General features: G+C 37.9%; 15 protein-coding genes and 1 tRNA gene. 6 read left to right on the top strand and 10 right to left on the bottom strand.

All coding sequences use genetic code 11. The annotated features are described in order from the left end of the window. Positions 1-151 precede the first annotated feature (151 nt). On the top strand, positions 152-2350 hold the full coding sequence (locus U5907_10285) for a peptidase domain-containing ABC transporter (protein ID WRQ32955.1): 2199 nt from the start codon (positions 152-154) through the stop codon (positions 2348-2350). Continuing rightward, on the top strand, positions 2350-3669 hold the full coding sequence (locus tag U5907_10280) for an HlyD family efflux transporter periplasmic adaptor subunit (GenBank protein ID WRQ32954.1): 1320 nt from the start codon (positions 2350-2352) through the stop codon (positions 3667-3669). Before U5907_10285 ends, U5907_10280 begins: the two co-directional genes overlap by 1 nt. Here U5907_10280 and U5907_10275 read toward each other — a convergent pair. After that, positions 3656-4948 carry a tetratricopeptide repeat protein gene (locus U5907_10275; GenBank protein WRQ32953.1) on the bottom strand — a complete coding sequence of 431 codons (1293 nt, stop codon included), beginning with the start codon at positions 4946-4948 and terminating at the stop codon, positions 3656-3658. The genes U5907_10280 and U5907_10275 overlap by 14 nt on opposite strands. Positions 4949-5046: 98 nt before the next feature. Beyond that, the gene (locus U5907_10270) at positions 5047-8301 is read right to left on the bottom strand and encodes a S41 family peptidase (GenBank protein ID WRQ32952.1); all 3255 of its coding nucleotides are present in this window, start codon (positions 8299-8301) and stop codon (positions 5047-5049) included. 111 nt (positions 8302-8412) lie between these two features. On the opposite strand from U5907_10270, the gene U5907_10265 reads away from it, so the two are divergent. Continuing rightward, a tRNA-Leu gene (locus U5907_10265) sits at positions 8413-8496 on the top strand. A 250-nt stretch (positions 8497-8746) separates the two neighbouring features. Here the strand turns inward: U5907_10265 and U5907_10260 are convergent. The 7 genes from U5907_10260 to U5907_10230 all read right to left on the bottom strand — a co-directional run bounded on the left by U5907_10260 (position 8747) and on the right by U5907_10230 (position 13443). Next, a complete protein-coding gene (locus U5907_10260; protein WRQ32951.1) occupies positions 8747-9271 on the bottom strand; it encodes a hypothetical protein in 525 nt (174 codons plus the stop codon). Further along, positions 9268-9705 carry a D-Ala-D-Ala carboxypeptidase family metallohydrolase gene (locus U5907_10255; protein WRQ32950.1) on the bottom strand — a complete coding sequence of 146 codons (438 nt, stop codon included), beginning with the start codon at positions 9703-9705 and terminating at the stop codon, positions 9268-9270. Before U5907_10255 ends, U5907_10260 begins: the two co-directional genes overlap by 4 nt. Then, the gene (locus U5907_10250) at positions 9702-10082 is read right to left on the bottom strand and encodes a hypothetical protein (GenBank protein WRQ32949.1); all 381 of its coding nucleotides are present in this window, start codon (positions 10080-10082) and stop codon (positions 9702-9704) included. The genes U5907_10255 and U5907_10250 overlap by 4 nt, the downstream gene beginning before the upstream one ends. A 96-nt stretch (positions 10083-10178) precedes the next feature. After that, entirely contained in the window at positions 10179-10865 is a 687-nt protein-coding gene (locus tag U5907_10245; GenBank protein WRQ32948.1) for a hypothetical protein, read from the bottom strand. Positions 10866-10978: 113 nt separating this feature from the next. Further along, positions 10979-11704 (bottom strand): hypothetical protein, encoded by a 726-nt coding sequence (locus U5907_10240; GenBank protein WRQ32947.1) that lies wholly within the window; start codon positions 11702-11704, stop codon positions 10979-10981. A 3-nt stretch (positions 11705-11707) separates the two neighbouring features. After that, positions 11708-12775 (bottom strand): hypothetical protein, encoded by a 1068-nt coding sequence (locus U5907_10235; protein ID WRQ32946.1) that lies wholly within the window; start codon positions 12773-12775, stop codon positions 11708-11710. Between the two features lie 83 nt (positions 12776-12858). Continuing rightward, positions 12859-13443, bottom strand: a complete 585-nt coding sequence (locus U5907_10230) for a hypothetical protein (protein WRQ32945.1) — start codon at positions 13441-13443, stop codon at positions 12859-12861. A 1831-nt stretch (positions 13444-15274) separates the two neighbouring features. Between U5907_10230 and U5907_10225 the strand changes: the two genes are divergently transcribed. Beyond that, positions 15275-20389 carry an AAA domain-containing protein gene (locus U5907_10225; protein ID WRQ32944.1) on the top strand — a complete coding sequence of 1705 codons (5115 nt, stop codon included), beginning with the start codon at positions 15275-15277 and terminating at the stop codon, positions 20387-20389. A gap of 68 nt (positions 20390-20457) precedes the next feature. On the opposite strand, the gene U5907_10220 is transcribed toward U5907_10225, so the two are convergent. Next, the gene (locus U5907_10220; GenBank protein WRQ32943.1) at positions 20458-21624 is read right to left on the bottom strand and encodes an IS4 family transposase; all 1167 of its coding nucleotides are present in this window, start codon (positions 21622-21624) and stop codon (positions 20458-20460) included. Between the two features lie 226 nt (positions 21625-21850). Here U5907_10220 and U5907_10215 point away from each other — a divergent pair, with 226 nt between their 5' ends. Together U5907_10215 and U5907_10210 are read left to right on the top strand one after the other, a co-directional pair. Beyond that, positions 21851-22273, top strand: a complete 423-nt coding sequence (locus U5907_10215; GenBank protein ID WRQ32942.1) for a transcriptional repressor — start codon at positions 21851-21853, stop codon at positions 22271-22273. 46 nt (positions 22274-22319) lie between these two features. Then, positions 22320-22748: a DUF6769 family protein gene (locus tag U5907_10210; GenBank protein ID WRQ32941.1), complete on the top strand. Its 429-nt coding sequence runs from the start codon at positions 22320-22322 to the stop codon at positions 22746-22748. The last annotated feature ends 74 nt before the right edge of the window (positions 22749-22822 follow it).

Raw genomic sequence — 22822 nt, 5'->3', positions numbered from 1 at the left:
TGCTATGGAAACAAATGAAAATGTAATGACTCCTGAAGAGATGGCTCAACTTTGTGGTGGTATTAAGTATGATATCGTTGTTGACAAAGATGGAAATGTCATTATTAGAGTAATACTTGACTAAATTTGTCCCACTTTTTTAAATTAATGCATGAAATCATTCCCGTTCTTTTATCAGCATGACTCCATGGACTGCGGTCCTACCTGCTTGCGGATGATTGCAATGCATTACGGAAAGCACTATTCGCTTGAAACCCTGAGAAAACGCAGTGAATTTTCCAGACTGGGAGTCTCTATGCTTGGTATTAGCCAAGCCGCGGAGAGTATTGGATTTAGAAGTACAGGGGTAAAAATTACCTTTGAAGACCTTAAGGAATCAACTCTACCCTGCATAATCCACTGGAATCAGAACCATTTTATGGTTGTACACGGATTTAAAGGGCGGGGAAAAAGGCTTAAAGTATTGGTTGCAGATCCTTCAGCAGGGCTCAATCAATTCTCGGAGAGGGAGTTCAGAAATGGATGGATATCAACAATATCCAGGGGAAAGGAGTTGGGTGCGGCACTTATTCTGGAGCCCACACCGGAATTCAGACTTGCTCCCGGAGAGAGCATAAACAGAAATAAATTCAGATTTCTGCTCTCTTATGTTAAACCATATAAACAACTTATTTCTCAGCTTATAATCGGACTTGTAGCCGGGTCCCTTCTTCAGCTCATATTGCCTTTTCTGACTCAAAGTATTGTTGATATCGGAATTGGCACTCAAAACATAAAATTCATCTGGCTTGTCCTTATTGCTCAGTTAGCTCTGACTCTTGGGATGGTTTTTGTCGAATTTATCAGGGGATGGATATTGCTTCACCTTGGAACACGGGTGAATATATCTCTTATCTCTGACTTTCTTATTAAACTAATGAAGCTTCCCATTGGTTTCTTTGACACCAAAACAACAGGGGACCTTTTACAAAGAATAAGCGATCACAAGCGAATACAGAATTTCCTGACGGGCTCATCATTGAACATACTGTTCTCTATGATGAATATTGTGGTGTTTGGTGCTGTTTTACTATTCTATAATTTTACCATTTTCGCAGTCTTTTTTGGTGCATCTGCACTATATATATTGTGGGTGAACCTCTTTATGAAGAAGAGGAGAGAGCTTGACCACCGCACATTTGCTCAGAATGCAGCAAATCAAAGCTCACTCATTCAATTAATTACCGGAATGCAAGAGATAAAACTAAACTCTTGCGAGAAACAGAAACGGTGGGAATGGGAGAGAATACAGGCTAAATTATTTAATCTCGGTCTTAAAGGTCTGGCTTTGGGTCAATATCAGGAGGCAGGTGGAACTCTGATTAATCAGCTTAAGAATATAATTGTAACATTTATAGCAGCAAATGCTGTTATTTCAGGAGATCTTACACTGGGTATGATGCTCTCTGTTCAATATATAATTGGACAGCTTAACTCTCCTGTTAATCTTATAATTGGCTTTATTCAGCAAACACAGGACGCAAGAATAAGCCTTGAGAGGTTATCTGAAATTCATACAAAAAGGGATGAGGATGACCCTTCAACTCCACTTATTTCAGAGATACCAAAAGAGTGCGGAATCAGGATTACTGATCTCTCATTCAAATATGACGGAGCGGGTTCTCCAACCGTTCTCAACTCTATAAATCTGGAGATTCCGCATGGAAAAACAACAGCAATTGTTGGTGCCAGCGGAAGCGGTAAAACAACACTTATTAAACTAATGCTCGGCTTCTATCAGCCTCTGATGGGGAAGATAGAGATAGGCTCCACTGCACTCACCTCATTTAGTATGAAGGAGTGGAGAAGAACCTGCGGAGTGGTAATGCAAGAGGGATTCATTTTTTCAGACACCATAGCAAACAACATTGCCCCCGGCGATGAGTATATTGACAAAGAGGGACTTCAAAGAGCCGTTTCCATAGCAAATATCGGCTCCTTTATTGAAAACCTCCCTCTGAATTATAATACAAAAATCGGACAGGAGGGCTTTGGCACAAGTCAGGGACAGAAACAGAGGATTCTTATAGCACGAGCTGTTTATAAAAATCCTCAGTTTCTGTTTTTTGATGAGGCAACAAACGCACTTGACGCAAACAACGAGAAGGTTATCATGGAGAATCTCGCAGAGTTCTTCAAAGGGAGAACCGTAGTAGTAGTAGCGCACAGGCTTAGTACTGTGCGAAATGCAGATAACATCATAGTCCTGGACAGGGGAAGGATTATTGAACAGGGAACTCATCACGAGTTGACAGAAAAGAGAGGAGAGTACTACAGGTTGGTTAAAAACCAACTAGAACTGGGTAACTGATGGAGAACAGGCCAAACATTGAATTACGATCAGACGAAGTAACCGATATTCTGAGAAGACCTCCGGGCTGGATTATCAGATGGGGTATAACAGGGATAATGATATTAATTATTTTCCTGTTGGCGGGAAGTCTAATATTTAAATATCCGGATAAGATTGTTGCACCAATAACAATATCATCCGAGAATATGCCGGTAAAAATTCTTACAAGAAGCAGTGGCAGGCTTACATCTTTTTTTGTAAGAGATCACGAGAGTGTAAAAAAAGATCAGATAATAGCTGTTATTGAGAATACAACAGATCTTGATGCATATTTCAAATTATCAGAGAGGGCAGATTCTGTAGAGGCATCTCTTCTAAGGGGAGGGGATTCAGAAATAAGATTAGCCTCTATGTTTGGGACTCATTTAGGAGAGCTTCAGGAGGATTATACCTCTCTCTATTCAGTGATCTCAGAGTATAACGCATTTGTAAAAAACAATTATCACAGAAGAAAAGCCGAGAGGATTCGCAGTCAGATAAAATTTCAGAAGATGCAGGTATCGGCCTCGTCAAGGCAACTTGCACTCTCAGTGGAGAGGAGTAAATTATCAAGAAAGAACTGGGAGAGAGATTCTACTCTTTATACTCAAAATGCGATATCTACTTCTGAGTTGGAGAGGAGCAGGAAGGAGTGGCTTGAGGCCGTTAATCAATATGAAAATCAATACACCTCTTTTAATAATCTCAATATTCAGGTTGAGCAGGCAGAACAAACAATATTTGATCTTGAAGAGGAGAGATTAAAAGGTATCCGAGATTTTCACAGATCAATCAAATCAAAGCTTGATAATCTAAGATCATCTGTTTCAGCATGGGAGAAGAGCTATCTGTTGAAGAGTCCTGTTGAGGGGAGAATTTCACTCTCAAAATTTTGGGATAAAAATCAGAATATTGGTATTGGAGAGGTAGTGGCTACAGTAATACCAAGTGGAGAGACAAAAGTGATTGGTAAAATATACATTCCTGTACATGGTGCAGGAAAAGTTAAAATTGGTCAGAAGGTAAATGTTAAAATTGACAATTATCCATATCTGGAATATGGAATGGTAACAGATTCGGTTGAGGGGATTTCTGAGGTTCCTGCAGTAATTGATAATAAAACAGTCTATATTGTTACAGTACAATTTCCGAGAAAACTTGTGACCGGATATAAAATTGAGATACCCTCAAGCGAAGAGATGACAGGAGTAGCTGAGATTATAACAACTGACATTAGTGCCCTTAAAAGAATTATCTATCCGATTAGACATATGCTTGAGCGGGTCACTCGTTCATAAATAACTCCTCGCTTATTCTCTCTATATACATTTTTGCCCTCTCTCTAAGGATGACCTCTTCTGCCGAAAGGTTACTCCCTTTACCAGCAATAGATTCGAGATATTTTTCAAGAAGAGATTTTGCCTCGGTGAGACTGCCTTTATCTTTAAATCCGCCCCTTACCATAGCCATTTGAAAAATCAACTTATTATCACCGGGATTAAGCCTGTATGCCTCTGCAAACGAATCATATGAAAGCTGCAATTTTTCAAGTGCCGAATATGCAATTCCCAGCTGATTATATAGTTTGTAAAGCAATACCGGATCCGGCTGAACTAAATCCATTATTTCGTTAAAGACATTAATTGCCTCCTGAGAATCTCCTTTGTGACTCAGAGATGAGCCAAGATAAAACATAGCCTCTGTATCAGATGAATCTCTCTCCAGAACACTCTTAAGTAAAGGGACAGATTCACCAAAGTTCCCCAGAAAGAAGTTACATGCTCCGGCATATTTAAGAGTAGCAGCAGTTGAGTCTCCTTTAAATATGAGGTAATTAAAATTATTCAACGCAGAGTTGTACTCCTCAAGTCTGTAATGAACCATTCCAAGCTGCTTTCTTAATGGCAGATAGGTTGAGTCAAGTTCAACACCTCTTAGCGCATAAATCCTGGCACTGCTTAAATCTTTATTTATATAAGCAATCTGGCTAAGGTTAAGTTTTGTGGCAACACTCTTTCCATTTACAAAGTCGGCCACTTTATAATAGACCTCGGCACTATCCCTTTTACCCAGCAACCAGTAACAATCGGCAAGACTCTTTACAGTATTGTAGCCGGAACCGCCTAGTCTCATGAGTCGTTTATAGAGGTTGACAGCCTCTCTTGTATCCTGCTGGGACTGCATTGTCTGAGCCAGTTTATTCAGGATCCTGATATTTGTAGTATCAATCTTACTTAGCTTAACCAGTAGTTGTTTAGAACTTCCTGTCTCACCCAGCATAGAGTACATATCAGAGGCCGATTCCATCGCCCGCAAATTGGATGAGTCTATTTGCAGTACTCTTTTGTAAGCCTGAAGAGCTTGTGAATACTCAAACTGGTTTCTCCATGAATCACCCAGCAGAGTTAATACTAAAGGGTCTCTGAATAGAGAATCTTTTAACAGTGGATTTAACTCCCGGGCAACATCTCTGCTCTCCCCGTTCTGAATCCTGATATAAAGAGAATTAACATCATACTGAGCAACTATCTGACCTGCTGTCAATACAAGAATTACAAGAATTATTAATCTTTTCATGGCTGGGAAATTAACAAAGCCTTCCACTGCAATTACTTTGCCAAGAGTAAAATAGAGAGGGCGGCCAATCAGCCGCCCTCGGAATCAACCAAACTAAACTATTTTTTTGGACTTTTGTCCGGAAACGGAGGTAATGTTGCAGGCAGATATTTATACTCTTTCATCTGCTTTTTAACAACCTCAAGCGCCTTATTAAGCTGCTCGTCTTCTCCCATAAACTCTTTATAAGGATCATTAAAGATCTCAATATCCGGAGTCACACCTGTACCCTCAATGATCCAGCCGCTTCCGTCAGCAGCAAATGGAGCGTATGATGGTGTAACAATTGAACCTCCGTCAACTACGGGGATACTTCCGCTATAACCAACTACTCCTCCCCAGGTGCGACGACCTATAACTGTCCCCAGTTTATTATGTTTAAATCTGTAAGGGAAAAGGTCTCCGTCTGATGCTGAGTATTCATTTACAAGAAGCACTTTAGGACCCTGGAAAGTACCCACAGGGTTTACATCTCCCTCCTTCTGATTTGTGTGCATAGAGAAGTATGTTATTGTTCTCTGCAATCTCTCAGTAATCATTGGAGAAACATTTCCACCTCCGTTGCCTCTGTCGTCAATAATCAGAGCCCTCTTTGTCAGCTGAGGATAATAGTGTTTTACAAACTCATTAAGGCCGGGTACTCCCATATCAGGAATATGGATATAACCTACCTCTCCATTAGTAGCCTCACTCACTTTTCTTATGTTATTCTGAACCCAGCTGAAATATCTGAGTCTTGACTCATCTGAAATTGGCTCAACCAGAATTTTTCTGGAACCGGCAATCTCCGGTTTGGTATTAATCTCAAGTTCAACAATTGAGTTAGCTGTACCTGCCAGATATTCATAAATATCATTAGTCTCTTTTAAAGAGCGGCCATTTATTGAAACTATAAAATCTCCCTCTTTAACTCCAAGTCCAGGCATAGTAAGAGGAGATCTGGTCTCTTTACTCCAGTTAGCACCCTCAATTATCTTCTCAATTTTGAAGAAGCCTGATTTATCTTTTGAGAATTCTGCGCCAAGAAGACCCATATTTACTCTTGGAGCCTCAGGATGCTCCCCGTTTTGAGAGTATGCATGGCCAACATTAAGCTCACCAATCATTTCGCCGATTATATATGCCAGATCTGAGCGGTGGTTAATATGAGGAACAAGCTGAGCATATCTTTTCTGGATTTTGTTCCAGTCAACTCCGTGCATATTTTTCGCATAGAAATAATCCCTCATCTGTCTCCAGCTCTCATTGTAAATCTGCATCCACTCCTGATGATAGTTAACAAGTTTTTTAACACCTGCCAGGGAAATAGATGTTGAAACTGTAACAGGGCCCTTTGGTATATCTATTACCTGCATATTTCTTCCTGCAATCGCAAGAGCCTTCTTATATCCGGCAGAGAAGATAATATTTGCCTTAAGTTCGGTCTCCTTTCTGTTATCCAGGTCATACATCTTCATACCACCTCTAGTGCTGTAGTATACATTATTGCCAATCATATGAATATTTCCGTAGAAACCCGCTTCAACAGGAAGTTCAATGATTCTTGATTTCAGGTTTGTAAAATCATACTGGATATCCCCCTTTTTAGGAGTTTCCGGTTTCTTCTGATCAGCAGCCGGAGCTTTAACCGGTTCAACAACAGCAACAGTGTCATTCTTAAGTGCAAAAGGGATATCGGCATCTTTAGCCAGAGGAAGGATATAGACCTTATTCATGTTTGTATAAACATGGTTCCACTCGGTCTGACCATAAGTAGGGCTGAATGTCCTGGCCGATGAGAAGAGGATATACTTACCGTCCTTACTGAAATTTGCTGAGGATGAGTTGTACCACTCATCGGTTAACTGAACTTTCTCTCCGCTCTGAGAGTTGTAGAGAATAATAGTGTTAACACCTTTGCCTGGGCGGGTGTAAACAATGTATTTACTGTCAGGAGACCAGCTATAGTCATTCATCGGACTAATATCTGATTTTTCCACAACACTATTTTTGCCTGTGGCAACATCAAGAATGTTGAGTGTATTCATCTTCTCACTCCAAGCAATTCTCTTTGCATCCGGAGACCACTCGAATCCCAGAATATGAGTCTTAACATTAGTCAGTTTTCTCTCTTTACCCTTTGAGTCTACATACCAAATATTAAACTCACCATCCTTATCAGAAACATAAGCATAACCATTTCCGTCAGGAGACCAGTCAGCTGTTTTATCATTAGCATCAGATGAATTTGTGAGATTATATGTTATACCCTTTTTTGCAGGAATCGAGAATATATCTCCCCTGGCAACGCCGAGTAGTCTCTCTCCATTAGGTGAAATTGACATAGACCTTATACTGGCGGAGAGATCTTTCCACTCAGGACGAGACCATGCGATGTCATTATTTATTGAAACACTTAACTTCTCCCATTTTCCGGTATTCATATCCAGTTTATGAATGAAACCTCCATTCTCATACACTATATAATTATCACCTGCAGACGGGAACTTAACATCATACTCTTTATAGCTGGTAATCTGTTTTGTGCTGCCGGCTTTAACATCATATTCATAAATATTCATATAGCTATCTCTGTCAGAGGCGTAATATACCTTTCCTCCATCAGGTGACCACATTGGAAAAACATCCTGATTCACATTATCTGTGATTTTTTTAGACTCTTTAGTCTGGAAATTAAAAATGCGGATATCGTCAGCCATTCCCCCTTCATATCTTTTCCATGAGCGGAATTCTCTGAATATATAGTTATAGGCCAACTCTTTTCCATCAGGAGAGAAATTTGCAAATCCACCGTTTTTGAGAGGCACTCTTTCAGAGAGGCCTCCATCTGCCGGAACCATCATAAGCTGGCCGGTAAAATCATTAAATGTATAAGATCTTGTTCTGTATAAAATCTTTTTACCATCAGGAGTCCAGTCCATTACAATATTATTTGGGCCCATTCTGTCTCCTATATCATCTCTTCCAAGCGTAGCAGTAAAAGTTAACCTCTTTGGCTCACCACCCTCAACCGGGATAACATAAACCTCTGTATTACCATCATACTGACCCGTAAAGGCAATCATCTTACCATCAGGAGAAAATTTTGCAAACATCTCATAACCTATTGAAGATGTCAATCTTCTCGCCTCACCGCCTTTAGAAGATGTGATGTAAAGATCACCGGCGTAAGAAAAGACAATTTTATCTCCCTTAATATCAGGGAATCTCATCAATCTGGCCTCTTTTTGCTCAGCAGCAACAGCTCCCGTAGCAAAAAATGCAGATGTGGCAACCAGAATGGCTGCAAAAAATAGTTTCTTTAAGTTTCTCATAAATAAATACTGTTAAATGAATCTTTGACAATATAAAGAGGAATAAGTTTAATGAAAATTGCAAATAATTTTTTTTTCACTACTTTTGCACTCCCTGACAGCAAAACCATTGCCCGGATGGCGAAATTGGTAGACGCGCTGGTTTCAGGGACCAGTGACCGTAAGGTTGTGCAGGTTCGAGTCCTGTTCCGGGCACAAAGTGCAAAACCAAAATACTGAAATACAGTGTCTTGGTTTTTCTCTTTTTAATCCACGTCCGCACCACGTCCGCATTTTTAGATTACTACTAAAATTGGTCAGCCAGAGAAAGAATATATTTTTCTTCGTAGCTAAATTAGAAAACTAAAAAAAGCGCCGAATATTTCTATCCGACGCTTAGTTGCTTAGAAAATACCGTATGACTATTGTCACAAGTTGACACAAATTTAATAAAAAATTTCACACGCTAAAATGCAATTAGATTATAACTTAAACCAACTCCAATATATGGGGTTGGTGTTATTATGTTTTGATGCATTGTTAGGCCATATCCTGCCTGAATCCCTATCCCCCACCTTCTAGTTTTTTGTTTGTTTTGGATGGTTGTTGAGGTGATTATTTGCTGGGTGTTCCGGAATATGTGAATGCTGTCCAGCTCCGGGCGATAACCGGATATCCAAGCCTGGTAATTCTTCTCTCTGTATGTTTTCTGCTCCCTGGGAAGTGCCAGGTATAATGTGTCTTTTAGCCGGATGGTATCCTTTGTTTTGACCAGGAAAGTGTCAATCCTCTTGATTATTTTGGGAAGAGGTTTTTCAGTCCGAATTGTATCCCGTATGTATAGTGTGTCCAGCTGAACAATTAGTTTTGAATCGATCCCGGCTTTTCTACTGCAGTTGCCAATTGTTGTAATTACGATTATTGCCAGCAGAGAGACAACCAGAATACCGGCAATCCGGCCATATTTTATTATTTGATTAAATGAAATCATAACTCTGCCTCCCGGTATGATTTGTGATATATAATTTGATAGCGTTGTTGGCCACTCGTCCTGAATGAGAGGTGCAAGAAATTTTCATAGAGAATCATCTGGTCAAATGGCAAAGAGTATCTGAAAACTATCTGAGCAAGCAGTAACACATCCAGAGCATCTTTGCAATGTATATCGGCCGCCTCACCTCTTAGGTGCTGAGACTCTTTTGAACCTCCCACAGCTCTGTTCAAAGCGGGAGATCTGTATCCGCTGTTAAGAATAAGTGGACGCTTAGCTTTATCCCTTAGTGGTTGCAGAAGATTTAATACCAGGAGCCGGATGGAAAAACGGATTTTATCGGATGGGATATGATTATCAATTTTCAGCTCCTCAGCCTTAAAACTCTCTTCAAACTCTTCGTAACAGAAATCTCTTGATATTGGTGTTCTCATTGTTCACCCCTCCCTTCATTAAGATCCTTTTCATTTTCTGTACTGCCAAACGGAGGTATCCGGCTGGCACATTTAATTACATTGCAGCGCATCAGCTGACAAACGGCATAATTAGTATTAGCCACATCAAGCTGTGTTCGCAGGTCTGTGTTAATATCATAGAGTTTTTCAATCTTCTCTGTGGCTGATTCATACTTTTGATTGAGTGCCAAAAAATCACGCTCTTTCTGTGCAACTATAAGTTGCCATTGCTCGTTGGTTTTTTCTGTATTAGCAAGCTGTGCAGCTGCTTTCTTCTCAATGATTAGAAACAGTGCAACAATCCCTCCGGTGCCGAGCAATGCAGAGATTAACTGTATTATCAATTCAGGTGTCATATCGTTTAGATTTTATAAAAACTCCCTGATTCGTATTACTACAAGCCAGGGAGTTTAAGAATTGGGTAGACTTAGTTTACTGATGAAAACTCCACACTAAACAGTGAGTGTGGCCAGCCCCATCATCTCTCCCGATTTCTCGCCGGTAACAGTATTTACAAAGAACCATTTTACAAATACCTTAGGAGTAACTGAAGTGGGAGCTTCATACTTAGAATCGTAATCAGTTTTAAGAGCGATTGCAGTTGTTACAGGGGTTATAGGAGTGGAGAAGGTTGCCGCTTTTGAGTAAGCATCACTTATTCCTCTTGACTGAGGAGCAGAAGCCTTAACAACCAGTTTAAGGTTAGTTACGTCATCGGGGATACTGGCAAGAGTGAGGGTAAAAGCACTGGAGGTAAGAGAGAGAGTTGCAGCTGATGGAGCCTGCACACCAATCAATGATGGAGGGGTAACCAGGGCGTTGCCACCACAAGATACAACCCAATGGTTCAAACGGAGGTAAAGGTTGAATCCGGTAATTTTTGCTTTGGATCCCAGGGCAGAGCGACCCTCCTGAGTTTGGGCAAGAGCATTCCAGGCAGCAATCTGCTCTGAAGTGAGAGATTTGAAACTTTTGGTGAGTTGTAAAAAAATGGCTTTTACATCACCCTGGAAAGAGGTTGATGAGGAGCTTCCATAGCCCCTGTTTCGGATGTATTTGCGACCACGGCTCTTAGCAGCAGTCACGCCCTTTGCGGATCCCGCAAATTCATCGAAGGCAATTGAAGGAGTGTACTTCATATAAATGTTAATTAAAGGGTTAATTATATACAAATATATAAATTATTATATTATACAATATATTAAGTTATTAAATAGCTTTATATAAAGTAATACTTTAGATAAAGTAATAATCAACCACGAACAGCGAAAAAATTGAAAAAAGAGCTATATCCACCCATATCGCTGGCTCCATATGGATAACTGAATGATAAATTTCCATTAATGAAAGTACCTGAGGTTAGCTTGGAACCAATCTGATTATAACCGATATCATACCCATTGACAATCAGAGGAATTTCAACATTCACATCCAATGCAAAACCTGACAAGTTTAGGGTAAACGGTCCCTCACCGTGGGTGTCGTATTCTGGAAATGTGTTGAAAGTACCCACAAAGTATACAAAAGCATCTTTCTCTATATAACAGTAATTCTGAAACCGGAATAAGTTTGGATCACTGGTTATAGTTACAGCTTTTGTTGTGGCTTTTGTGAATTCTCCCCGATAGCCCCTGGTGACAAAAGCAGAGTTAATATATATGATATAACTAGTCGAAGTATCCCATGCCGTAAGCTTTTCAATACAAAGCTTTCCATTCTCTATCCAGCATTGTAGCACAGTACCATAATGGTATCTATAATCATTAGAGTAAAGAATTGCTGTTGATATTGCACTTCTTGTCATCGCAAACCCTGCAGGCAGATCAAGCTCCAGTCTAGTTGCTGCAATATAAGCCGGCTTAAAGGGGTTTACAGTTATCTTTCCATTTAGGACACATAAGCCACTACTTTGGTAATCCTTTAAAGTTAAACTACCTCCTCCAAAATTATTAGATACAAGTGATATCATAATTCTCATCCATTAATTAGTTAAAAAATAGGTTCCAAATGTTTCAAATTGTTTTGTGAACGTTCCGCCAATACAATAAAGATTAATTGCTTTTTTACTGTTGTTGAATATCTTAACATCCATACATTGAATTAAATACTTCCTTGCCGGCGTTCCTCTTGAATACTGATAAGAGCGGTCATAATTAAAGGCACTCGACAATCCTAAATGTGGAAATTCACAGCCAATAAAAGGCGCATTTATAATGCTTAATGAAATATAGTTTGAAGTTATTTTTGAGCTCGTTGATATTTCATAATCTATATCCTTACACTCTACTTCATGTGAAACAGGAACAATTTGGTCCATACCAATTTTTGCACGAGGGACATATAATCTATCATGCAAATAGGATCTCTCCCGGGCAGGATAAGCAATCATAGAATACCATTTGATATAACCACATTCAGAATCTATCCTGCACACTTTTATAAATACCATTTGGCCCATTGTTAAAGGAGTCCCGAATTTCTGCAAGAATGCATCAGTAATGTCAACCTCACCCCAGTCTGTCGTAGGAACAACTGCAACAATCACAGTCTTATCCCAGGCATTAGTCTCTGCTGGACTTTGAGCTGGATAAATTTCAACAAGAAATACATCATTAGAATTCTCAGGTAACGCAACATTGGCAAAAACAATGTGTTCCGGAGTGAGCCAGAAATCACCCACATTAATATATCGCGATGGCAACAATTGAGCAGGAGCATCAGCTGTAAAAGGTTTTCCGCATATCTTTCTGTAAGTATTAATTGCAACAAAAAGATTATGACCGGTTATTGAAGTGGATCCTGTTGAAGTTGTATAACTACCTAAATTATTAGCCAGGGAGATCCAGCCCTGACGCTGCTCCTCTGTAATTTCTGAATAACTTCTGGAAGTATCCCCAAACCTGCATCGAATTGCAGCTTGAGAGGGTGTCTTTTTTCGGGAATGCTTTGTTCTGGAAGAGAGAACAGTTTTATCACCTATCTTCCTGGCTGTGACACTGCCGGCTGAGCCTGAAAAGTCGCTAAAGGCAATTGATGGAATAAGCTTCATGATGCAATAGTTTAAACATAACTAATTAATCTACTGCAAATATATGAATATTATATAAAGTATTAGTTTAAGTAAATGAATTTCTACAAAGAGAATGAGCAAGATAGACTTTTATGCAAATTCCTGTAACCGGTGATATTATCCAGGAGCAGATATCGCAAATGCAAAGTAAATTCCGGAAGATCCAGGCTCCAAACATCCCGGTAATTAGATATAGTGAAACTTATGATTCTTGGATTTTGAGGAGCAGACTGCACCTCAGCTGATAGAAAATTAAGCATTTTCCCGGGATGACACCCCCTCTCTGGTGCCACTAGCTGAATCTTTCCAAGGGTCCGGTAACGAAGTGGCTCACCGGTTCCGTAAACTGAGAGAGAGAACTGCATTAGCAGGTCCGATTCTCCAACAACTTGAGCAGAGATAAACTCTGCATGAAATGGAGGAAACTCCTCAAACGGTTTTGGTGTTGGAACATGCTCATTCCCCAGGGAAGCAAATCCATGGTAAGCTGAGACAAAGAGATTATATCCGCTGATATGATTCTCATTTAAAAACGGTGGTCGGTGAGCTGTCACCCCTTTTGCGTACTCTGACCACTCCAGTTGTACCAGGTGTGGCAGTAGCCTCCAGGAGGCAAGTGCCCGAAGGTGTACTGACTGATGCTCCATTTGTCTCATTGTCCCGGGGAAGAGAGGAGCCGGCTTTCTCCTCCAGTAACACTTTTTGTGGCGGTGATAGAAAGTGATCCCCCCTACTGATGACCAGCAGTCCGAAAATTTGATATTTGGCTGATACAGTGGCATGGGTACAGGTACAAGTTACAAGTCTTAAACACAGAGTTTACTAATATCTCTTTACAAAGGTAAGAAATCAAATGCTTAGAGGATAATAGTTTGAGTCTTGAGGTAATATGTAAATATTTCCGGAAAAAGAAAAAAGGAAAGAAAAAAAAGAAAAAAAAGAAAGAAAAAAGAAAAAGGAGTGCTTTCACAGCCCCCAGGCTGGATATTGTCAAGGCTGAGCTGATAAAAATACTACTCTGAGGGAGCGAAGCGACCTGAGAGTGGAGATTTTTATCAAGCGAACCTGTAGGGCTGAAAGGCCTTTACAAAGAACAGCCTGGGGGCTACATTTGCGGACTTTTTTATTTATTTATGCAATTCAAAAGGCGAGTGTGCGAGTGGAGCGGAGCGAAAGGAGTACTCTCGCTTTTATAGCTAGGCGTATGTGGGGTATGGAGTGTAACGAAATGCAACGGAGTGGAATGTAGTGGAATGATATACCCGACATAGCCGTTCTTCTCTCTCCTCTGTGACGGCAGTGCCGGCACAGGGGAGGTTTAGATGGGTCAAGGGTGTTTTGAAGTTTTGGATATGTGAAGTAGTGGATCCAGCAGGTCGCGGAAGCAACGGAGTGGCTGGAGCGGGCACCTGAGGGATACAATGCGAACATTTCCATATTATTTGATATTAATATTTACCGCTGCGGAGCAGCGTGTTAACTATTCCGCTCTCTCCTCTGTGCCGGCAGTGCCGGTGCAGTGGAGGTTTATAAGGATTCTTGATATTTTAATGATTGCGGATATACAGCATAAACCAGGGAAGTGAGCTTGCGAACAACCTGGTGAAATGGTGTATTTCCGTGTCTATTCTTTTTTTAGTTAAGTCTCCTGCTCCGGAGCGAAGCGAGGGGCAGGTGTTTTATTGCGGACGGGAGGGAGCAACATCTTTAGCAGCCGGAGGCTGTGAGTGGGTGCGGCGAAGACGCTCCTCTCTACTCTGGGGAAATATGAGAAAATGGGAAGCAGGCCTGAAGCCTGCGGATTTTATCATATTTACACAGAGGGTGGACGACCATATTTAACATAGTCTGGGTTGTGTTTTGAAGTGGAGCCTGGAGCAGGCGGAGCGGAGCAAACACAACTAAGCTCTGATTATGTTAAATATGGGGCGGCCTAAGTGAGGGCTGTGCGGAGCGAAGGCCGAATATTAAAAAGAGATGGATAGAAATGGGCACACGACAGGGAGCAGGATCTGATGTGAAAACTTTGATGGTAAGTTCATTTTTATTGGTAGAAGACCCCACCCTGGCGTGTGTGTGTTTCTACTCCAGCTCATGAGCGGAGCGAATACCGCTTCCTTCTTCTGTAGCGTCAAGAGGTTGTTGTCCGGAATGGAGCGAGGGCGATAGCGATAGCGCGAGCGTGATGGAGGATAACAATCTCTTAGCGGAAGTGTAAAAATGAGGTCAGTGATTCGAATGGAGCGGAACATGTGAAGCGGAGGGAGAATGACTGACACAACTCTGTGTTTTTGTCATTAATATAGAGAAGTTTAGTAATTATTTTTTAAATTTACTCGCAGTTTGAAATTGGAGAGTATCTTAACATCTACTATGTCATAAGTTGTCAATTATTCTTTTGAACCTTAGAGTATAAGAATAATGATAAATCAAATATCAACATATTGATATTGCATTAATCCTAATGTATTTTTTGCAATGAAGAAAGAGAAATATTTACAAATTTTCAATTACCTGCTTGAATTTTCCAAGCTAAGAAGTAAGCCTATTAGGGACATTGAAGCTTCATCTAACTACCCTGAGGTTGTTTGGATGTCAAACATTCCTAAAGATGAAAAAGTAGATTGCATAATACATGACACTTATTCTAATGAGTCAAATTATTGGTTGAAAATTTCAAAACCTGAAGAACCTGTAGCACCAATTTTCCCAAGGCCACCAAAAAATATTGAAGAGTGGATTATATCAAGCTCATTATTAAACAAAAATGAATTGCCTGAACTATTTCCTGAAATAGTTAATAAAGAAGGAGAAATCATTTACTTAAAGGATAATCCAGAAGTTTTAAAATTCTTCGAGAAATACTGTGAAGAGAAATGGATTTATGAATCAGCTTCATACTGGAAAAGAAAGGATTCTTACGATTTGAATTATTCTGAATATGAAAAGGTAAACAATATTTATAAGAAGCTATTTTCGATTTATAACAAATCTCAACAATTTGGAGAAGAGTATGAACTTATAATGGGAGTAGGACTTATAGATTATACAGACAAAGTTTCAGGTAAAACAATTCGACGGCATGCTTTTACTACCCCTATAGAAATTCATTTTGAATATTCAAAACGTGATTCAAGTATTATTGTAAGTCAAAATATTGATAATGGACTTCAGATTGAGACAGATTCAATTATTGATTTATTCGATAGCTTTGACTCAAAGGATATATTAGAAGCAGAGATTAAGGCTAAAGAGTATATCAAAGAGAAAGATCTTGTTAATCCTTTTGAACCAGATATTCACGATGTCATTCAGCTATTTGCAGAAAGGATTAAACCTGGAGATAGTAAGTATATTGAATCATTAAATAAGCCTGAATTAACAACTAATAAACCAACTTTATTCTTCGCTCCGGCAATTATTCTAAGGAAAAGAGATTCAAAAAGCTTTACTTCTCTGTATGAAAACATCATAAATGATATAAAAGGTACTGATGATATCGACATACCTCCTTTAAATGACCTTGTTGAATCAGATAATTCAATAAAAAAAAGCTCGGAAAAGGTCTTTAATTCTGAACTAGGCGACAATGTCAGAATATATTTCCCAAATAAATACAACGAGGAGCAAAAAACAATTATTGTTAAGGCCAGAACTAATGACAAGGTGCTAGTTCAAGGCCCTCCAGGTACAGGTAAGTCTCACACTATAGCTAATTTAATCTGTCATTTATTAGCTTCTGGGAAAAAGGTCTTAGTAACAGCTTACACAAAAAGGGCATTAGAAGTCCTTAAAGATAAACTACCTGAAGAATTTAAGAGCCTTGCTGTTAATTTTTTAAGCGGTGATTCATCCTCGATTAAGGATTTAGAAGTTAGTATAAATAGAGTTAACGAAAAGTTGTCAAACTCTGATATTGATTCATTACAGAAAGAAATTGATTATCATGAGAATTTACTTGAAGAGATAATAGAATCCAGACAGCATGATAAGGATGAGCTGTTTATAGTTAAAGAAGAAGCATCTTTACCCATAGAGATTAATCCTGAATACAAAGGTACTATTACTGAAATTGCCAGGAAATTAGAAGCAGAAAAAAATATTCACAGTTGGTACGAGGATGAATTTATAGATTATTCTGACAATGAATCAATTGATAACTTGATAGAATTTATTAAGTTATTCGAACAATTTGGCTCTGTAAATCCTTCTGAATTTAGGTTCTCTTTGCCTAGCTTAGAAAAATTATTTACTATTCATGAACTTAAAGATTATTCTCATTTAAATTCTTTAGTAGAAAAAGAGAATTTGTCATATTTGAATACTCCAAAAATCCACTATAAGTACTATGATCATCTAAGGAACAATTTAATTGAACTAAGAAAAGTATTCGAAAGGGCAGAACTCATTTCACATCCTTTTTATCTCAAAATACTATCAGATTGGTCTACATTAAATACTTTTCAGTGGAATGACAAAATTGAAAAGTCGAAATCAATATTAGATGAATTAAGTAGCCATAATTTAAAGCATAACGACAGAAATATTGAAATTCATTATCCTGAGAATAAATCGTTAATAAGCTTAAAAAATGATGCAAATTGTCTATTGAACTTCATTAATAGTGGCAACACACTTTCTGGCATTGGCTTTAAACTTAAGAAAGCATTCTTGTCAACAGAGATTAAAGAAAAATTATATTTTATTGATCAAGTAAAGGTTAACGGTAGTTTTTGCGACACAGCAGATGAGTTTGTAAAAGTTATTGATGATTTAAGTATAAAACAGTGCTTTGATGAGTTAAGTATCTTATGGGATTATAAATATACTTCAAAGTATTATGATGAAAAATTAAAATCATACCAGAAATTATCTGACGACACATTTAAGTTGCTGGAATTTTTAGTGATTGCAAAAAAAATCATAGACCAGATTCAGAGTCAATCAACGATTAGGATTGAAGCTTATAACATACAGGAAATTGATAAATTGATTATCAATCTAGAGATAAACGAGACACTTAATCAGCTAAATTATTTCAAAAGTAAGAGGGAAGAGGTTAGTGTATATTTATCAAAAGAAGGCCTCCATCCAATTTCAGGTCACTTACTCCAGGCAATTTCTAATCTTTCTGTAGATAAATACATTGCATCAATTACAGAGGTATCAAGAATTGAATCTGTTTTTCAAAAATATAATAAGTACAAAGAACTTGATTGTAAACTTTCTGTTGTTTTTCCATCATTAGTTAAAATGATTGTAGACAAAGAATTTTCAGTTATTGATATCCCAAAGCTTAAAGCAGCTATTTATTATAAGCACTCTTTAGGCTCTATTAAGCAGGTTCTCAGCACTAACAAAGAAGGTGAACTTATAGAAAAAATTAAGTCATACGATGAACGAGAGGAGAAATTAGTATCAAAAATAGCTTCTGCCAAAGCTTGGATAAATGTTTTATCTAACCTTTCTTCAAATCCCAATCTTCGGAGACACCTGGAGGCTTGGATCCAAGCTATTAAAAGGATCGGTAAAACAGGAACAGGGAAAAGAGCATTAAAATTTAGAAAAATAGCTCAAGAAGAGATGGAACATTGCAAAACATCTATTCCTTGCTGGATAATGCCTCTATATAAAGTTGCCGAAACTATTAAACCAGAACAAGGTATTTATGATTATGCAATTATTGACGAAGCAAGTCAACTGGGACCTGATGCTATTTTTTTATTGTATATAGCTAAGAATATCATAATTGTAGGAGATGACAAACAAACATCTCCTGAATATATAGGAGTGGACGCTAATGCTATGACTCCATTTATTGAAAAACATCTTCAAGGAATTCCATTCAAAAATTTCTATGGTACTGAGTATAGCTTTTTTGATCATGCTAAAAGATTTTGCGATGGAATAACAGTATTAAGAGAACATTTCCGGTGTATGCCAGAGATTATTGAGTTTTCTAATAAATTATTCTACGCTCCTGAGGGTAATAGCCTATATCCTCTCAAACAATATTCAGAAAATAGATTAGAGCCATTAATGCATGTATATTGTCCTGAAGGTTACTCAGAAGGCCAGAGCTCATCTATTCGAAATGAGAACGAGGCAAAGGCTATAAGTAACAAAGTGAATGAAATAGTAAATGATAAGAGATATGATGGTAAAACAATAGGTATTATATGTTTACAAGGTAACGCGCAAAGTGTTATCATTGAAACAATGCTTTTAAAAAATATTGGGGAGACTGAGTTTAAAAAGAGGAAGATTATATGTGGTAACTCAGCTAGTTTCCAGGGAGATGAACGGGATATTATATTGTTGAGTTTAGTCACTGCTCGCAACCACAACAGGAGCGCATTGACTAGAGCTGAAGACGAAAGAAGATTTAATGTGGCAGTCAGTCGAGCAATAGAACAAATTTGGCTCTTTCACTCAATCCAAATTGAGGACCTTAGCAACTTAAATGATTTAAGATATAAACTTCTGGATCACTTTGTAAACTACAAACCGGTTAAACCTCCCATGCCTATTGTGCTTGATGTTAGACCTAATAGTAACATCGAACCATTTGAAAGTCAATTAGAAATTGAGGTTTTTAATAATATCGTTTTAAATGGATATAGTGTAAAACCAAAATACGAAGTAGTTAAAGGAAAATATCAGATTGATATGGTTGTTTATTCGCCAAATGGTACTAAGATAGCAATTGAGTGTTCTGACGATAGATGGCATGGGCAAGATAAATTTTATAATCATATTCAAAAAAACAAAGTGCTTGAGCGCTGTGGCTGGCAGTTTTTTAAACTTAGAGGAGGCGATTATTATATAAACAGAGAAGAATCGCTTGAGCCACTCTGGAATTTGTTGAAGGTACATGAGGAGATTGAAGAGATAACAAGCGAAATCACTAACTCTCCGTTTACCGAAGGAGTTTCCACATTACTGGACAATCGTGAGGAGCCTATTACTATTTTAGATATTGATGATTCAGAAGCAGAAAATACATTTTACCTAGAGCAAAACACTGGTGATATAAATCAATCATCCTCATCCGGTAATATTATCCGATACTTTAATCTGTTTGAATCAGGTACTTATGTTTTAACAGAAGAAACTCCTCTAAAAGCGGATTATATTCTGCCAATATCAGCAAATCAAAAAAATGGATTCCTTCTGCAATGTTATGATTCTGGACATGTCAATAAAGTATACATCTCTACACTACTAAAGAAAAGGATAGGTAAAGAATACATGAATGGTATTAATCCGGAAAATAGGCTAGTACATTTGACTATTATTGAAGATGAGAAGATACTTGGAGTATTTTTCAGTGAGAATGGAGAAGCGAAATTTAAAGCTCATTACACTGAAAAGATCTCTAACAGAGATGCGCTTCATTTACAAGGTTATAAGATTATGTATTCAGATTATGATAATATTGAATACAAGATATTACCAATGAGTATTGGGGATCATATAAAACGTTTAATATTTAATAGTTTTACCGCGTCTGGAAAGGTAATGAGTAATCCATATTACAACAAAGAGTGGGAAATATTAAAAGAATTTTATAAGGAACTTAATAAATATTAGATTATTTTTACGCAAAACCATATAAGTCAATGGAATTACTAATAATATCATTTTATCATGACTGTCCACTAAAAATTTAAGGACAGTTGTTGGTTATACAAAAGTTCTTTGAAATCGTTATTTTCAGCATTTTTAAAAAGCTCAATCATGGGTGTTTTATCAAGTAGTGATATTCCAAGCACCTGTAATACTTCATAAGTTGAACGATTGATTTTCAGATCATGCTCTACAATGGCAACCAGGCAATAGGTAATGATTGCAGAATACACTTGAATCCTGACAGCGTTTTCAGATGTACCCCAAAAGGATTTGATTTTCAGATGTTGCTTTATCCATTTGAAAAACAACTCAATCTGCCAGCGATTTTTATAGAGTAGTGCTACTTGTTCTGCAGATATTTCCATATTGTTGGTAAGGAAGGTAAATGGTCTGCGTGTTTCTACATCATAATATCTGACTCGCCTAAAATTTTCCGGGTAATCAAGATATGAATAGAATGCATCAAGTCTGACAAGATGGTCGCTTATGATGATTTCCGGACAATTATCGCGTTTAAGATCTTTCAGAATCTCGATTTTAAGGTTCCTTTTTGCTCTTATAACAAAATATGCAGAATGTCTTATCACATTGTATAGCCTTGAATAGTCCATATAAGCCCTGTCGAAAATATAATATGCTCCACATTCATAGGGAATTACATCCATCGCATTCATATCGTGAACAGACGCAGACGTTATATGGACAAATGCCGGTATCTGAGTTGTGATATCATAAAGAGTATGAAACTTAATGCCTCCTTTTGTTGAACGGAATTTTGCCCACCAGAAAACGCTTAAACACAGATCTGTGGTAGTAGAATCAAATGCGTAGACTTTCCCTTGAATTTCAAAGTCGGTATTCGCCCTTTTCTTTCTGGCAATATCTATAAGATAATAGGCAAATTCTTCAAATATTCTATAGTCTCTGTTCTCATTCGCTTTAGACAGATTGCTTCTGGTCACATTTTTACCGAGTCCTAAGTGATAACATTTTGATCTATGGGCGTCAATTGCAACTATCAAATCTCGCAAACTTTCCCTGTTGGTAAGTTGTCCGAACATCATGGCAAGCAGTTGGTTCCAGCAGGTAAAATGTTTTACATATCTATTTCCGTCATATTTATTGACTATTGCATCAAAAATACGTTGTGGAAGAAACTCAACTAATTGCGCGAAAACATATTTACCTGTAAACATTGCCTAAGATATTAATCTCGGCTAAATTATTAAATTCAAGTCGTCACGCAACAAAAAAGCTTATAACTTGCTAAATTATAACGATTTCAAAGAACGAAAATTAATTTTTAGTGGACACTAATGATTATTTTTTGGTAGGGTATAATAACCTTTGTGCGGTATATATACATATAGCAGAAATGTCGTTTCTATTATATGGAGTAAATTACAGGTAATTTTAAAGCCTATGAATGATTCTATCGTAAAAATATTAGAAGGAAGAGGTATAAAACCCACATCCATACGTATTTTGGTATTCAGTGAAATGTTGAAGTTTGACAGGGCATTCAGTCTGGGTGATTTGGAAAAGGTATTGTTGAGTATTGATAAATCAACCATTTCCCGCACTATCCACCTGTTTAATGACAAACTACTGATTCATAAATTTGATGACGGATCAGGCTCGATAAAATATTCGATTTGTCAAGAGAATTGTGATTGTGATGCGAATGATTACCATTTACATTTTTATTGCAATTATTGTAAGCGGGCATTTTGTCTGGAAAGCGTTCATGCTCCTAAAATCAAACTACCTGATGATATGGAAATCGAAGGTATAAATTTTGTAATAAAAGGCTATTGCGGGAAATGTGATAAAATTGCAACTTAGCTGCATGGTTTTTTGTCATATCTTTGCACAGATAAATAAAAAATTAGTGAAAAAATATATTTCCATATCGTTTGTTGCATTGTCAAGTTTAGTATTACTATTACTTGCCATAGTGCCTCATCATCATCACGAAGGATTGGTGTGCATCGTTATGGAAATATGTGAGCAGGATAATCAGGTAAATGACAAACATACAGACCACAAAGAATTACCTGATGAACATGAACAATCATGTATTGCTGAATCCGAGTATACTGCTCCTAAAGTTGATGAAGCAAGATGCAAGATAGCTTCTTGCCAAAATCATGATTTTACCCATTTATTCCCAATCTTCTTTTTAGCTGCGGATGTCTTAACTTTCGACACGGGAGTTTCACTCTCCTACTTTAAGTACGGAGAGTATATCCTATTCTATAAATCCGCAGAGGCAAACCAATTTCACGGTTTGCGGGCACCTCCTTTTTCATTTTGCTAAAGAATTTGGCTTATAACTTATAAGTCAGATTGCTTTGTACAGTTCAACATGTTCAAAGCATGATTTATTGGTAT

The organism is Bacteroidales bacterium MB20-C3-3, from assembly GCA_035609245.1.
In the GTDB taxonomy this organism is placed as follows: Bacteria; Bacteroidota; Bacteroidia; order Bacteroidales; family UBA932; genus Bact-08.
This window is presented reverse-complemented; position numbering and strand designations above follow the sequence as displayed.